This window comes from Sphingorhabdus sp. (assembly GCF_035329025.1).
Taxonomy (GTDB): domain Bacteria; phylum Pseudomonadota; class Alphaproteobacteria; order Sphingomonadales; family Sphingomonadaceae; genus Sphingorhabdus_B.
On record NZ_DAOLHN010000014.1, the window covers coordinates 46,077 to 61,150 of the forward strand.

Below are 15,074 nucleotides of genomic sequence, written 5' to 3' on the forward strand. Positions count from 1 at the left end.
CCGGGCACCATTGTTCACTCTGGAGCCAAAAATGACAGTCTATGTAAACCGCGCCGGATTGCAGGTTGCGTCCGCCCTCGCCGAATTTGTCGAAGCCAAAGCACTGCCGGGAACAGGTGTGCAGGCCGATGCGCTCTGGCAAGGTCTGGCCGACATTCTCACGCGCTTCGTCCCCGTCAACCGCGCCTTGCTCGCCAAGCGTGATGATTTGCAGGCAAAGCTTGATGCGTGGCACAAGGCCAATCCAGGGCCGATTGCGGACATGGCTGCCTATAAGGCCTATCTGACTGAAATCGGTTATCTGGTCCCCGAACCCACCGGCTTCAAAATCGGTACGCAGAATGTCGACGCCGAAATCGCGACCATGGCAGGCCCGCAGCTCGTGGTGCCTGCGCTTAACGACCGCTTCGTCCTCAACGCCGCCAATGCGCGCTGGGGCAGCCTTTACGATGCGCTTTACGGCACCGACGTGCTTGATGCGCCCGCAGCGCGGCCGGGTGGCTATGACACTGCGCGCGGCGATGCGGTGATCGCCTATGCACGCAAATTCCTCGACTCCGCAGTTCCACTTGCCAGCGGCAGCTGGGCCGATTGGGATGGCGGCGACCTGCAGCTTGCCGATCCGGCAATCCCGATCATCCGTCGCGGTGACGATATCCTGCTGCGCAACAACGGCCTTGGCATCGAAATCGTCATCGACCGTAATCATCCGGTCGGGAAGACCGACAAAGCAGGTATTGCGGACGTCATCCTTGAAGCCGCGCTGACCACGATTATCGACCTTGAGGATTCGGTCGCGGCGGTCGACGCCGAAGACAAGGTCAAGGGTTACACCAACTGGCTCGGCCTGATGCGCGGAGACCTGACCGCGAGCTTTGACAAGGGCGGGAAAACCATGACCCGCGCGCTCGAAGACGACCGCGAATGGGATGAGGAACTGCTCCACGGCCGCTCGGTAATGTTCGTACGCAATGTCGGCCATTTGATGACCAACCCGGCGGCACGGCTGCCCGATGGCAGCGAAGCGCCCGAGGGCATACTCGACGCAGTCTTCACATCGCTCTGCGCGATGCACGACCTGCTTGGCCTCGGCAAATATCGCAACAGCCGCGCGGGCAGCATCTATATCGTCAAGCCCAAACAGCATGGCCCCGAAGAATGCGCCTTTACCAACGACCTGTTTGACGCGGTCGAAGATCTGCTCGGTCTCGACCGGCACACGATCAAGGTTGGCGTGATGGACGAGGAACGCCGCACCAGCGCGAACCTTGCGGCGTGCATATATGCGGTGAAGGACCGCATCGTCTTCATCAACACCGGCTTCCTTGATCGTACCGGTGACGAGATGCATACCGCGATGCAGGCCGGCCCGATGATCCGCAAGGCGGACATGAAGACGAGCGCATGGATTCAGGCCTATGAAGCGCGCAACGTGCAGATCGGCCTTGCCGCCGGACTGTCGGGCAAGGCGCAGATCGGCAAAGGCATGTGGGCCGCACCCGACATGATGAAGGATATGATGACGCAAAAAATCGGCCATCCCAAATCGGGCGCAAACACCGCATGGGTCCCCTCACCCACCGCCGCGACCCTGCACGCGATGCATTATCATATGGTCGATGTGTTCGAAGAGCAGAAGGAACTGGCGAGCAAGGAAACGCCTGCGCTCGACGCACTGCTCACCATTCCCGCGGTGCCACGCGGCCACAACTGGTCTGCCGAGGAAGTGCGGCAGGAGCTGGAAAACAACGCGCAGGGCATATTAGGCTATGTCGTGCGCTGGATCGATCAGGGCATTGGCTGTTCCAAGGTTCCCGACATCCACGATATCGGCTTGATGGAAGACCGCGCCACGCTGCGCATTTCTTCCCAGCATATCGCCAACTGGCTGCTTCACGGCGTCTGCACCCCCGAACAGGTTGACGCCGCCTTCGCCAAAATGGCCGCCAAGGTCGACGCGCAGAATGCCGGCGATGCGCTGTACGAAAAGCTTGAAGGCAACAGCATCGCCCTCAAGGCCGCCCGGGCATTGGTCTATGAAGGCGTTGCCCAGCCCAGCGGCTATACCGAGCCGTTGCTGCACAAATTCCGGCTGGAGAAGAAGGCGGCGGCATAATAGCCCGATGCCGTAATAAAAAATATCGTCACTCCCGCGTAGGCGGGGGTCCATCACCGGCGGCAAAAATTTCATCGGCGGGTGATGGATTCCCGCCTTCGCGGGAAAGACGAATGTGGGGCACGAATAGTTGGATAGGCATGACCTTATTACTTCTTCGTGGTAGCCCCTAGCCCCTTCGCCTTCCACTCCATCGAATTGCGCACCCGCCATTCAACGCTCGGGTGGGTGTAGAACAGGGATTCCTGCAAGGCGCTCGGGCGCGGATAGCGGTATTCGGCAGTTTTAACCAAGGCACTGGCTAGTGCATCCGGCAGATTCACGTGCTTGAGGGAATAATTGTCTGCCTCACGCTCACCAGCACGAACAACGGCATTCATGGCTGGCTGGGCGAACAAGCCCAGAAAGCCGACCAGGAAAATCAGGATCGGCAAACCGACTGGATCGCCAATGTGTGCGTTGCTGCCAAACAGTCGGGCGAAACGCGGGAACAGGCGGTCGGCAAGGAAAAACAGCACCATCGCGAGCAACACCAGCACGCCCACCATCCGCCAGATATGGCCGCTGACATAATGGCCGATTTCATGGCCTGTCACCGCCTTCACCTCGTCAAGCGACGCGCCCTTCAACGCGACATCCGAAATCGCGATCCGCTTTGAACCAAACAGTCCAGAGACATTGGCCGTAAAATTGTTCGATTGGCGCGAGCCATCATAAACAAAGATGCGATCGGCAGGGATGCCCGCCTCCGCCGCCATATCGACGAGGGCTGCCTTAACAGGGCCATCCTGAAGCGGCTTATATTCGTTGAACAGTGGTTCGATCAGTACAGGCGAGAGAATCATCGTTGCTGCGCCAGCAAAAGCCGCCAGCCCACCTGACCAGAGCCACCAGCGTTTCCCGGCCTTGCGGATCAGCGCATAAATGCCAAGGAAAAACAACGCGCCGAGAAGGCTCGACAGCAACGTTCCGATCGCATTCTGCATTAGAAAGTCCCCAAGTGGCTGGCTGGTACGGCCATAGGATTTTTCGAAACCCCATTCCTGATAGATGCCCCAAGGCAAGCCAATAAGGGCTGAAGCGAGGAAATAGGTGACGCCCACCAGCCATGTCCGCAGCCCCCAGCCGCGCGTGTCGAGTTTCGCCGAAACCTTGTCGAGAATGCCCAGCCGGACAATGATCCAAGTCACCACGGCAGATGCCAGCAGCCCCCACAGCAGCATCCAATGGCTCGCGCTGGTATAATCCGCCGCCTTCTGCAGCACCTCTGGCCCCAAACTGTCAATGTAACGCGCGGTTTCCGCTGCCGGATTGAATGCCATGCTATTTCCTCCTGATGGTGTATTGCCTATGTCATACAGCCCAGATAGGCAAGTGGCTTGCCTCGCATCGCGCCAAATGGTTTATTCGCGCGTATGTGGAGGGTTATGATCCTGTATGGATTGGCGCTGGCGGGCGGGGCATTGTTGCTCGAATGGCTCGATTACAAGCATGCGGTGCGGGCCTGGTCGACCGAATTTTATGTTGGCATCGTCGCCGTCCTCTTCGTGGTTTTGGGGATCTGGGTTGGCAATCGGCTGACTGCACGGCCGCGCGGACCTGCATTCGAACGCAATATTGCCGCGATCCGGTCGCTCGGCATCAGCGATCGCGAATGCGAGGTGCTCGATCTGCTTGCCTCGGGCGCGGCGAACAAAGTGATTGCGCGGCGGCTCGGCATCTCCCCTAATACCGTGAAGACCCATGTCGCAAGGCTGTTTGAAAAGCTGGAGGCTGCCAACCGGACCGAGGCGATCCACAAAGCACGAACGCTGGATATATTGCCGTAAAAATGGACGAGAGTGCGCCAATCACCCGTTTGGGCGATAGCCTGCATCGTTGAGGCGGCTTAGCTCCGGCCCGTCCAGAAAAAGGAGACAGGATATGGGACGGATTATCGGAATTTACGGCACTATAAGCGGTTTGGTGCTTGCCAGCAGTTTCCTGGTCGGGTGGCTGATGGGTGCGGAGATCGACGATCATAATGTGTTCGTTGGCTACTCCATCATGCTGCTCGCACTGAGCATGGTGTTTATCGGCGTGAAAAAATATCGCGACACGGCATTGGGCGGTGTGATCCGCTTCTGGCCCGCGGTTGGCGTCGGGCTGGGCATCGCGGCGGTGGCGTCGCTATTTTATGTGATCGGCTGGGAAATCTATATGTACGCCACCGATTACAGCTTCATGCGCGCTTATGTAGACAGCACAATCGCGGCCAAACAGGCGGCAGGTGCTCCGGCGGCTGAAATCGCCAAATTCACCGCCGAGATGAAGGCATTCGAGGCACAATATGCCAACCCGCTGTTCCGCATTGCAATCACCCTGGCCGAAATTGCACCTGTAGGGATGCTGGTTGCATTGATTAGCGCCGCGCTGCTCCGCAAAAGCAACTTCATGCCGGCAAAAGCTGCAGTCTAGGTTGCCGTATAACCTCCCCTCCCGCTTGCGGGAGGGGGATTTTGTAGCATCAGTCTTTTAGCTGCCAGCGTCGATAAACCGCTCGGCATCGAGCGCGGCCATGCAGCCTGTGCCCGCGCTCGTGACCGCCTGGCGATAGACATGGTCCATCACGTCGCCACAGGCAAAAACGCCGGACACGCTGGTTTCGGTTGACTGTTGCTGGTTCCCGCCACGCACCTTGATATAGCCGCCCTCCATATCGAGATGGCCTTCGAAAATCTGCGTGTTGGGCTTGTGACCGATCGCAACGAACACGCCGTGCAATTCGACATCCTCGGTCGCGCCATCCTGCGTCGATTTGATCCGCATACCGGTGACGCCCATCGCATCGCCGAGCACTTCATCGAGTGTGTGGTTCCATTTGATCGTCACCTTGCCCTCGGCTTCGCGCGCGAAAAGGCGGTCCTGGAGGATCTTTTCGGCTTTCAGCTTGTCGCGACGGTGCACCAAAGTCACATGGCTGGCGATATTGGCAAGGTAGAGTGCCTCCTCTACCGCGGTATTACCACCGCCGATGACGGCCACAGGCTTGTTGCGATAGAAGAAACCGTCGCAGGTCGCGCAGGCCGAAACGCCCTTGCCCATGAAGGCGGTTTCGCTGGGTAGCCCCAGATATTGCGCGCTGGCGCCCGTCGCGATGATCACGGCATCGGCGGTATAATCGCCAGCGCCGCCGGTCAGCGTAAAAGGCCGCTTCGAAAAATCGACCTTTTCGATAAAGTCATTCTCGATCCGCGTGCCGAAGCGTTCGGCGTGCTTCTTCATCCGCTCCATCAGTTCTGGGCCCATCACACCGGCATCGTCGCCCGGCCAGTTGTCGACCTCGGTCGTCGTCATCAACTGCCCGCCAACCTCGACCCCGGTGATGATCATCGGCGTCAGGTTCGCGCGCGCAGCATAGACCGCCGCAGTATAGCCGGCGGGGCCGGAGCCGATGATGATGACGGGGGCGTGGCGATCGTTCGACATTTAGAGAATCCTGCTGCTATTCGCAGCGGACATAGGGAGCGCGCTTGCATAGGCCAAGGCCCTCAAATCGTTTGTCCACAAAAAGAGGCTTCCCTTAACGTAAGGGCGCTTTTATCAGGCCCGCGAAACAGTTTCGAACAGGGGAGTCCCGCATGCCCAAAATTACCGTCATTTCTCGCAATGGATCAGCGCGCGATGTAGAGGCCGAAAATGGCCTGTCGCTGATGGAAGTGATCCGCGACAATGGCTTTGACGAGCTGCTGGCGCTGTGCGGCGGCTGCTGCAGCTGCGCGACCTGCCACGTCTTTGTCGACAGCGCCTTTGCCGACAAGGTTCCGGCAATGAGCGAGGACGAGAATGACCTGCTCGATTCGACCGACAGCCGCAACGAAAGCTCGCGCCTGTCGTGCCAGATCCAGATGAACGACAGCCTCGAAGGCCTGGTCGTCACCATCGCGCCGGAAGATTGATTCAAACTTTACCTCAATACTGAAAGCACACACTCAAGGTCATTTTGTATATTCGCCACCCCCGCGAATGCGGGGGTCCATCACCGGCGGAATAAATTTCATCGACGGGTGATGGATTCCCGCCTTCGCGGGAATGACGAGTTTGAGTTGCGTCGGGGAGTCGCGTCACTTCCGCTCAAACCGCCGTCACCAACCCGATGGCCGCGCCGGTCATCGCCGAGGCGAGATTTCCGGCAACCCAGCTTTTCATCCCCAGCGCCGCGGCCTCGCCCCGGCGTTCGGGACAGAGCGTGCCGATGGTCGAGACCAGCAGGCCCACACTGGCCAGATTGGCGACGCCGCACAGCGCATAAGTGACGATCAACTGGCTGCGCGGTGCCAATTCCCCCGCAGGCAAGGCCGCCAAATCGAGATAGGCGACATATTCGTTGAGGATCGCCTTGGTACCCATCAGCGCACCTGCCGTCGGTGCCTCGTTCCACGGCACGCCGATCGCCCACATTAGCGGCGCGAACAGCCAGCCGAACATGCGGTGCAACGTCAGTTCCTCACCCCCCACCAGCGGCAATATGCTGAGCATCTGGTCGACCAGCGCGACCAACGCGAAGACGACAATGATCACACCGATCACCGCGAGGAACAGTTGCACCCCGTCCATCGTCCCGCGGATGATCGCGTCGATGCTGCTGTAATATTTCAGACTGGTATCGTCAGGGTCGGTCGCAGTCTTGCCGTCGCCCGGCACCATCAATCGTGCGATCAGCACGGCTGCGGGCAGCGAGATCAGCGAGGCGGAGATCATGTGCCCGACAGCATGGGGAACGGTCTTTGACAACGTGGTGGCATAGAGGATCAGGATCGCACCCGATATCGTCGACATGGTCAGCACCATCACCATGAACAATTCGCTGCGGCTCATCCGCTCGAAATAGGCGCGCAGCACGAGCGGTGCCTCGACCACGCCAAGGAAGATATTCGCTCCGCCACCAAGACCGACCACACCGCTGACGCCCAATGTCCGCTGCAACGCCCAGCTCAGGCCGCGCACAATCCACGACAGGATTTTCCAATGCCAGAGCAAGGCCGAAATCGCGGAAAAGACGATCACCAGCGGCAGGATCTGGAAAGCGATGATCAGCGGTGGCTGGCTGCCCTCAGCCACCGGAAACGGCAAAGGCGCGCCACCCAGATAGCCGAACATATAGCTCGACCCCACCAGCGTCGCTTTCTCGATCGCCTGCACGGCATGGTTAGCAACGCCAATCGCATCCCAGACAAACGGCACCCGCACGATAAACAGCGCGAGTGCAAGTTGCAGCAGCAATGCTCCGCCAATCCAGCGCCAGCCGGGGAGCTGCTTCCGGTTTTCCGAAAATACCCATGCCAGCAGAACGATCAGGGCAACGCCCAACAGCCCCTGGAGCTGTGCAAAAATCGCCAAGCGCCTAGCCGCGGGTCGCGGTGGTCATCGCCTCGGCAACCACCGGATAGCCATGGCCTTCGGGGATGCAGATATGCGGCACGCCATCGCGCTCCTCGACATAGGTAAGCAACAGCTTCACCGGATAGTCGGCAGCATGCGCAGCAGCATCGTCAAAACTTTCGAACAGCGCCAGCCGCTCCAGATTGCGCACCGTGGGGAAAATGGCCTTGACCTCTTTGCGCGCAATCTTGTCGAGAATGCCCGGCGCGCTATCCCAGAAGAGCATGCGGTTTTCGGTGTTGTCGACCACGGCAGGCAAATGCGCATCGCCTGCATTGAGCAGATAGAAGCGGGTATCGAACACGCGCGTCTCCAGATTGGGCGGGCGCCAGCGGGCCCAAGGAACCAGCCTGTCGAGTTGTGGCGTCCAGCCATTATCGTCGCAGATTTCCTTCAGGCTCGCGCCGTCATGCAGCGCGGCGCGCGCCTCGGCGCAATCGGCTGCATCAACGACGCCATCCAGCGCAAGAGCAAGGCCTGCCTCTTCAATCGTTTCGCGGATTACCGCCAACCGCGCAGCGGCTTCGTGCAGATCAAGCCCATGGTCGATGATCCCCGCATAAGCGCGGTCGTGATCGTCGACCTTCCCACCCGGAAAAACAACCATCCCCCCGGCAAAGGCCATCGACTTCACCCGCTCGACCATCAGGATCAGCGGCGGGCCGCCTTCCGGATTGTTGCGGAAAATGACCATGGTGGCGGCGGGGGTCGCGGGCGGCATGACTTCGCCGGTGACGGGGTGGATCAATAATTCTTCAGACATCGGTCCCTTTGCAGCATGGAAAGACGCGTCTGCCAAGCTATCATTTTTTCGCGAAGGGTTTTTGTAACCCGCACGTTATAGCATCAATGGCAGTGAAGCGAAGGACCAGAGCTGAATGGCGACAACCGCGCAAGCGATAGCGACCGAAAGCGATGATGCGCTGATGGTGCGTGTCGCCGCGCGCGACCCGTCTGCGCTACGCCTGCTCGCCGATCGGCATGCCGACATCCCCTGGCGGATTGCCTATCGCATGTTGAACGATGCTGCCGAGGCCGAGGATGTCGCGCAGGATGCGCTGCTGCGGCTGTGGCAATATGCCGAGCGTTGGCAGGCAGGCGGCCCCGGCGTGGCCGCATGGCTGACGCGGGTATCGACCAATGCCTGCCTCGATCGAATCCGTCGGCGTCGCTTTGTCGGCGACGATGCGGTGCCCGAACGCGCCGATGAAAGCCCATTGACCGACGAGGCAATCGAAGAAGATGAAGTCCGCACCGCCGTTGCCGCCTGCATTGAGGCACTGCCCGACCGGCAACGTGCAGCGATTGTGCTGACCTATTATGAGGAAAGGCAAAACAGGATGGCCGCCGACATATTGGCCATGCAGATCAAGGCGTTTGAATCGCTGCTGTTCCGCGCGCGGGCCAGCCTGCGGGACTGCGTCGAAGGCAAAGGGGTCACGGCATGACCGATCCTGCCTTCCCGCCGCATATCGCCGCCGCGCTCGACCGGCTGACGGTTCCGCCTTTGCCGCATGGCTTTGGCGACCGACTGGCCGCACGCATCACAGCGGGTGATTTGCCTGTCGAATCTTCTTCAATCACGCCACCACTCGCTCCGGCCCGCCGACGTCTTGGCAGCGCTGGCTGGCGCCGTTCGGGGCGGATTGTCACGGTGGTCGCCGCTTTCGGTATCGCCACCGCAACCGCCGCCGCATCAGGATTTTTCGGGGAACCCGTCTATGTCCCCGTTGTAAGCGACGCACTTGCCAAGGCCAAGCTGGTAGAACTGCCCCAAAAGGATATTCCCAAGCCCAAAGCGAAACCCGCTGTCGTCAGCAAGGAAATGGTTCCAGCTAAACCGGAAACCGAACTCACCCCGAACGGACGCCAGGCGGTGCGCGCGCTATACCAGCGGCTGCGCACTGATCCCGAGTTTCGGGCACTGCCAAGGCAGGAACGTCTCGCCATCGCGCGGCAAGAAATCGAGACCATGCTCGAAAAGGGTGAGGTAACACTCCCTGAATTGCGGCGCGCGCTTGCCGAACATCGGCTGCTGCAAAATCCCGCAATCCGGCGCAAAATCGGACGCGAGCTGGCGCGCCGCGAAATGGCTCTGCGCACAGAAGCCGCGACCGGCATAATTGTCGAAGACAAGGCCGCGAATCGGGAACAGCTGCGACAGCCCCGGATTGATCCAGCCAAGGCGGAAGCGCGACGCGAAGCATTTCGTCAATTGCCACCCGAACAGCAGGCGCGCGTCCGCGAATTGCGCGAGCAGATGCGGACAGCCGCACCTGCAGAGCGTCGCGCCATCCGCCGCGAATTGCTGGCCATCGTGCAATCAGCGTCAGCGACTTCGCCTGAAGCAGAAAAAATTGCACCCGAAAGCGAAGGGAATGGCGAGGTCGTGCGTTGACTATCTGAAGGCAGTCAAAAACGGCCTTCAATAGACTGCAAAGGATTTGGCCCATGAAAAAGCTGATAGTGTTTACCCTCTCCGCCGCGTTTCTTACAGGAATCGCACAAGCAGAACCGCAAACCCGCACCTCGACCTTTGATGGTCCCAAGGCCAGCGGCACGAAAACTTCCGTCCGCGACAAGGACGCAGGCACTTTCAGTTCAGACAAGATCGTGACCCGCAAAAGCGACGGTGCGACCGCAACCACCGAACGCGACCGTCAGCGTACCGATACCGGCTTCACCGGCAGCGGATCACGCACCGGCTTCAACGGCAAGACCGCAACCTATGATGTTGAGCGCACCAAGACCGACAATGGCTGGACGGCGACTGGCAACGGCACCGGGCCCAATGGTGGCGAATATAGCTATACGGGTTCAAAGACCCGCACCGATAACGGCTTCACCGCCAACCGTTCAGCTTCGCGCAATGGTTCCGAAATCTATAACCGCACCGACACGGTTTCGCGGTCAAACGGCAACGTCACCCGCGACACCAGTGTAACCCGCAAACAGCGCAAACGCTAAGGCGGCACCCCTCTCCCTTTCCCTTTGGCCGTCCCGTTCGTCCATCACACACCCGGACGGGGCGGCCAGCCCGATACTTGCCTCCCGCTTGCGGCAGGGGAGAAGCCCGCCCAACGTAAACTCTGGCGTCACCCCATTGCCACCGTGCCCACAAGCTGGCACGATAGCGGTATCCGCAGCGCAACTCGGGGAGAAGCTGGATGGGTATCGTCGAATTGCTGGGCCTCGCCGCAAGTGTCAGCTTGCTATCGGGGTGGAGGCTTTACCTGACGGTCTTTGGCACTGGCCTCGCCATGTATTTCGGCGTGGTCGATTTACCCGAAAATCTCAAAATGCTCGATGCGCTCGCTAACCCTTGGGTGATCGGCATTGCAGGGCTTGGCGCGATTGCGGAGTTTTTCGCCGACAAGGTCGCCTGGCTCGATTCGATCTGGGATGGCCTCAACACATTGATCCGGCCTTTGGGCGGAGCGATGCTGGCGCTGGCCGTCGTCGATGCCGGTGATCCGGTCTGGCAGGTCATCGTCTTCCTGCTGGGCGGCGGGGCGGCGCTCGCAAGTCACGCGACCAAGGCGACGACGCGCGCGGCGGTCAACACCAGTCCGGAACCGGTGAGCAACGTCATTCTCTCGACTGCCGAAGATATCGTGACTGGCGGATTACTGGCACTGGCTTTCGCAAATCCGGTAATCGCAGCGGTCATCGCGCTGGTCTTGCTCGCACTGACCATCTGGGGGCTGTTCGCGGCCAAACGCATGTTGCAGAAATTGTTCGCACCCCAACCCGGAACCACTCCGCCACAAGGGTGAGGGCCAAGCGGTTTATTCAGTCCCAGTCCCCTGACGGAACAAGACCTGCTGGAAAGCGGATTGGGCTGGCGCAGACTGCACGGGTACCGGCTTGCCCCGTTGCTCCATCCCTTGCTTGCCTAGCCCGGCATAGAGGAAGCCGCCATCGCGCAACCGGTCGTACAGCCAATCACGCCGATGCGGTTCGACCACGAAGCAGCCCTCGCTCGTCCCCGGCTTGCCGCCGCGCGCCGACATCAGGCTATAGTTGAAATAGCGCCGACGCTCAGCTGCATAGCTGTGCACGACAATATCGCGCGTGCGCATCGCACTGTTCGACGGATCGAGCCCGTCGAGCCGCAATGACAGGCCATTGCGCCCGCGATACAACTCCCCTCCACGCGCCGCGCCGAGCGAGGACATCCAGCTTTCATAGGCATTGCCAAAGGCGTCGGCATAGCCATCATCATCGGGATCCGAGCCGATGCCATGTGCGACCACCACCGGGTTATCAAGCCCCTGCCCGCTTTCCAGATCGACCACATAGAGCCGCGGGTCCGCGCTGCGCTTGGCGAAATCGACGACCACCATCATCGACGGCCCGCTGCCGCTGCCCCAAAGGCAGACATGCTTTTCATAGCTCGCCAGCGTTTCGTCGAGCAGCGAGCGGTCTAGCCGGTGTTGCGGCGTTGCCAGACCCTCCGGATGCTCGGCCGAATAGACAGACAGCAGTTTCGCCTTGGCTTCCTGAAAGCCGCTGCAAGAGAAACGCTTGAATGCGGGGCCGGCGGGTTGGGCGGTGATCAGGGTCGCATCGCCGGTGCCGGGGGCGAAGACAATCTCGGATTGCGCGACAGCAGGTGCAGCCAATGAGACGATGCCGAGCATCGCGCACAAAGCGTTTCGATACGCTGCGAATCTGCCCCCAGGTCGCTGCATGATGTTCAATTTACAGCAAAAGCGCTGGGTTGCAAAACCCCTCATCGACAGCCATCTCGTTTTGGAACAGCGCGACTCTTGCGCTTTGCGAACAAATCTGGAACAAGCGGTCTATGAGCCTCACCCACATCAGCGTGCGCGGTGCGCGCGAGCACAACCTCAAAGGCATCGATATCGATCTGCCGCGCGACAAGCTGATCGTGATCACCGGCCTGTCGGGCAGCGGCAAATCGAGCCTCGCTTTTGATACCATCTATGCCGAGGGGCAGCGGCGCTATGTGGAGAGCCTCTCCGCTTATGCGCGGCAATTCCTCGAGATGATGCAGAAGCCCGATGTCGAGCATATCGAGGGGCTTTCCCCGGCGATTTCGATCGAGCAGAAGACCACCAGCCGCAACCCGCGTTCGACGGTCGCGACGGTCACCGAAATCTACGACTATATGCGCCTGTTGTGGGCGCGCGTCGGGGTTCCCTATTCGCCGGCCACCGGCCTGCCGATTACCGCACAAACGGTGACGCAGATGGTCGACCGCGTCATGCAGCTGCCCGAGGGCACACGAGCCTATCTGCTCGCCCCCGTGGTGCGCGGGCGCAAGGGCGAGTATCGCAAGGAACTGCTCGAATGGCAGAAAGCGGGCTATACCCGCGTGCGCATCGACGGCGAATTCTACCCCATCGAGGAAGCCCCCGCGCTCGACAAGAAGTACAAGCATGACATCGAGGTCGTGGTCGACCGAATCGTCGTGAAAGACGGCATCCAGACGCGGTTGGCGGACTCGTTTGAGCAGGCGTTGAAGCTGGCTGAAGGGCTGGCCTTTGTCGATCTGGCGGACGGCACGGTGGCGGAGGCAATGGGCGGTGCGGATGCGGTGCCGACGGCGTTCGGTGAGGCACGGGCGGAGTTCAAGGGTGCTACCCCCCTCCCGCTTGCGGGAGGGGCCGGGGGAGGGCCCGAAACCGACACACCCTCCCCTGACCCCTCCCGCAGGCGGGAGGGGAACCTCAAAGGCACCGGCCTGCCCCCCAACCGCATCGTGTTCAGCGAAAAATTCGCTTGCCCCGTATCGGGCTTCACCATCGCGGAGATCGAGCCGCGCCTGTTCAGCTTCAACGCGCCGCAGGGGGCCTGCCCCGATTGCGACGGGCTTGGCGAGCGGCTGGAGTTCGACCCGCAGCTTGTCGTCCCCAATGAGGGGTTGAGCCTGAAGCAGGGGGCGGTGGTGCCCTGGGCGAAATCAAACCCGCCCAGCCCCTATTACATGCAGGTGCTGGCGAGCCTGGCGAAGGCCTATGATTTCGACCTCACCACGCCGTGGAACGCGCTGCAGCCCGATCAGCGGATGATCATCCTGCACGGCACCGGCGGGCTGCCGGTCGAGCTGACCTTCATGGACGGGCGCAAGGAATATTCCGTGCGCAAACCGTTCGAGGGCGTGATCGGCAATCTCAACCGCCGCATGTTGCAGACCGACAGCGCGTGGATGCGCGAGGAGCTGGGCAAGTTCCAGACCAGCCAGCCCTGCGAGACCTGCCACGGCGCGCGCCTCAAGCCCGAGGCGCTTTCGGTCAAGATCGCGGGTGCCAACATCTCCGAACCCACGCGGATGAGCGTGGCGGATGCGCTGGTCTGGTTCAGCAATCTCGACGCGCAGCTCACCCCCACCCAGTCGCAAATCGCCAAGGCGATCCTGAAAGAGATCAACGAGCGGCTGGGCTTCCTCAACAATGTCGGGCTCGATTATCTGAACCTCGATCGCACCAGCGGCACCCTCTCCGGCGGGGAGAGCCAGCGCATCCGCCTCGCCTCGCAAATCGGCTCCGGCCTGTCGGGCGTGCTCTATGTGCTCGATGAACCCAGCATCGGCCTGCACCAGAAGGATAATGACCGCCTGCTCGCCACGCTGCAGCGGCTGCGCGACCTTGGCAACACCGTGATCGTGGTCGAGCATGACGAGGATGCGATCCGCACCGCCGACTGGATCGTCGATCTCGGCCCAGGGGCTGGCGTCCACGGCGGCACGGTGATGGCGGAGGGGACGCTGGAGACGATCCTCAAGGCGCAATCGCTCACCGCCGATTATTTGAACGGCACCCGCGAAATCGCGGTTCCGAAGAAGCGGCGCAAGGGCAATGGCAAGAAGCTCACCCTCCACGGCGCGCGCGCGAACAATCTGAAAAATGTCACGGCATCGATCCCCTTGGGAACATTCTGCTGCATCACCGGCGTTTCGGGGTCGGGTAAATCGAGCTTTACCATCGACACGCTCTACGCCGCCGCCGCGCGGCAATTGAACGGCGCGCGGGTGATTGCGGGCGCGCATGACAAGGTGACGGGCCTTGAGCATTGCGACAAGGTGATCGACATCGACCAGTCGCCCATCGGCCGCACCCCGCGCAGCAACCCCGCCACCTATACCGGCGCCTTCACCAATATCCGCGATTGGTTCGCCGGCCTGCCCGAGTCAGAGGCGCGCGGCTACAAGCCCGGCCGGTTCAGCTTTAACGTAAAGGGCGGGCGCTGCGAAACGTGCAGTGGCGATGGCCTGATCAAGATCGAGATGCACTTCCTGCCCGACGTCTATGTGACGTGCGAGGAATGCCACGGCAAACGCTATAACCGCGAAACGCTGGAGGTGAAGTGGAAGGGGCTGTCGATCGCCGACGTGCTCGACATGACGGTCGAGGATGCGGTGGAGATATTCAAGGCCGTCCCCCCGATCCGCGACAAGATGGCGATGCTGGCAGAGGTCGGGCTCGGCTATGTCAAGGTCGGCCAGCAGGCAACGACGCTGTCAGGCGGCGAGGCGCAGCGCGTGAAACTCGCCAAGGAACTCAGCCGCCGC

Annotated in this window: 14 protein-coding genes; 9 read left to right on the forward strand and 5 right to left on the reverse strand. The window is 60.8% G+C overall.

Annotation, left to right across the window (positions count from 1 at the left end):
• The first annotated feature begins 31 nt into the window (after positions 1-31).
• On the forward strand, positions 32-2,116 hold the full coding sequence (locus tag PKC81_RS05665; protein WP_324333969.1) for a malate synthase G: 2,085 nt from the start codon (positions 32-34) through the stop codon (positions 2,114-2,116).
• A gap of 149 nt (positions 2,117-2,265) precedes the next feature.
• On the opposite strand, the gene PKC81_RS05670 is transcribed toward PKC81_RS05665, so the two are convergent.
• Positions 2,266-3,438 (reverse strand): M48 family metallopeptidase, encoded by a 1,173-nt coding sequence (locus PKC81_RS05670; RefSeq protein ID WP_324333971.1) that lies wholly within the window; start codon positions 3,436-3,438, stop codon positions 2,266-2,268.
• Positions 3,439-3,531: 93 nt separating this feature from the next.
• Between PKC81_RS05670 and PKC81_RS05675 the strand changes: the two genes are divergently transcribed.
• Positions 3,532-3,945 carry a response regulator transcription factor gene (locus tag PKC81_RS05675; protein ID WP_324333973.1) on the forward strand — a complete coding sequence of 138 codons (414 nt, stop codon included), beginning with the start codon at positions 3,532-3,534 and terminating at the stop codon, positions 3,943-3,945.
• A 94-nt stretch (positions 3,946-4,039) separates the two neighbouring features.
• Positions 4,040-4,573, forward strand: coding sequence for a DUF4199 domain-containing protein (locus PKC81_RS05680; RefSeq protein WP_324333975.1), 534 nt, complete (start codon positions 4,040-4,042; stop codon positions 4,571-4,573).
• Positions 4,574-4,630: 57 nt separating this feature from the next.
• Here PKC81_RS05680 and trxB read toward each other — a convergent pair whose 3' ends face one another.
• Entirely contained in the window at positions 4,631-5,584 is a 954-nt protein-coding gene (trxB, locus tag PKC81_RS05685) for a thioredoxin-disulfide reductase (RefSeq protein WP_324333977.1), read from the reverse strand.
• Positions 5,585-5,736: 152 nt separating this feature from the next.
• Here trxB and PKC81_RS05690 point away from each other — a divergent pair, with 152 nt between their 5' ends.
• Positions 5,737-6,054: a 2Fe-2S iron-sulfur cluster-binding protein gene (locus PKC81_RS05690; RefSeq protein ID WP_298601223.1), complete on the forward strand. Its 318-nt coding sequence runs from the start codon at positions 5,737-5,739 to the stop codon at positions 6,052-6,054.
• Between the two features lie 175 nt (positions 6,055-6,229).
• Here the strand turns inward: PKC81_RS05690 and PKC81_RS05695 are convergent, their stop codons facing one another.
• Together PKC81_RS05695 and PKC81_RS05700 are read right to left on the reverse strand one after the other, a co-directional pair.
• Entirely contained in the window at positions 6,230-7,495 is a 1,266-nt protein-coding gene (locus PKC81_RS05695; protein WP_324333980.1) for a nucleoside transporter C-terminal domain-containing protein, read from the reverse strand.
• Positions 7,496-7,499: 4 nt separating this feature from the next.
• Positions 7,500-8,300, reverse strand: a complete 801-nt coding sequence (locus PKC81_RS05700) for an NUDIX hydrolase (protein ID WP_324333982.1) — start codon at positions 8,298-8,300, stop codon at positions 7,500-7,502.
• A 115-nt stretch (positions 8,301-8,415) separates the two neighbouring features.
• Here PKC81_RS05700 and PKC81_RS05705 point away from each other — a divergent pair, with 115 nt between their 5' ends.
• The 4 genes from PKC81_RS05705 (at position 8,416) to PKC81_RS05720 (ending at position 11,313) form a co-directional block, all read left to right on the forward strand.
• Positions 8,416-8,985 carry a sigma-70 family RNA polymerase sigma factor gene (locus PKC81_RS05705; RefSeq protein WP_324333984.1) on the forward strand — a complete coding sequence of 190 codons (570 nt, stop codon included), beginning with the start codon at positions 8,416-8,418 and terminating at the stop codon, positions 8,983-8,985.
• A complete protein-coding gene (locus PKC81_RS05710) occupies positions 8,982-9,935 on the forward strand; it encodes a hypothetical protein (RefSeq protein ID WP_324333986.1) in 954 nt (317 codons plus the stop codon). The genes PKC81_RS05705 and PKC81_RS05710 overlap by 4 nt, the downstream gene beginning before the upstream one ends.
• 53 nt (positions 9,936-9,988) lie before the next feature.
• Entirely contained in the window at positions 9,989-10,504 is a 516-nt protein-coding gene (locus PKC81_RS05715; protein WP_324333988.1) for a hypothetical protein, read from the forward strand.
• 200 nt (positions 10,505-10,704) lie between these two features.
• On the forward strand, positions 10,705-11,313 hold the full coding sequence (locus PKC81_RS05720) for a DUF4126 domain-containing protein (protein ID WP_324333990.1): 609 nt from the start codon (positions 10,705-10,707) through the stop codon (positions 11,311-11,313).
• Positions 11,314-11,325: 12 nt separating this feature from the next.
• On the opposite strand, the gene PKC81_RS05725 is transcribed toward PKC81_RS05720, so the two are convergent.
• Positions 11,326-12,231, reverse strand: a complete 906-nt coding sequence (locus PKC81_RS05725) for a murein L,D-transpeptidase catalytic domain-containing protein (protein ID WP_324333991.1) — start codon at positions 12,229-12,231, stop codon at positions 11,326-11,328.
• A 113-nt stretch (positions 12,232-12,344) separates the two neighbouring features.
• Here PKC81_RS05725 and uvrA point away from each other — a divergent pair.
• On the forward strand, positions 12,345-15,074 hold a 2,730-nt coding region (uvrA, locus tag PKC81_RS05730; RefSeq protein WP_324333993.1), incomplete at its 3' end, for an excinuclease ABC subunit UvrA.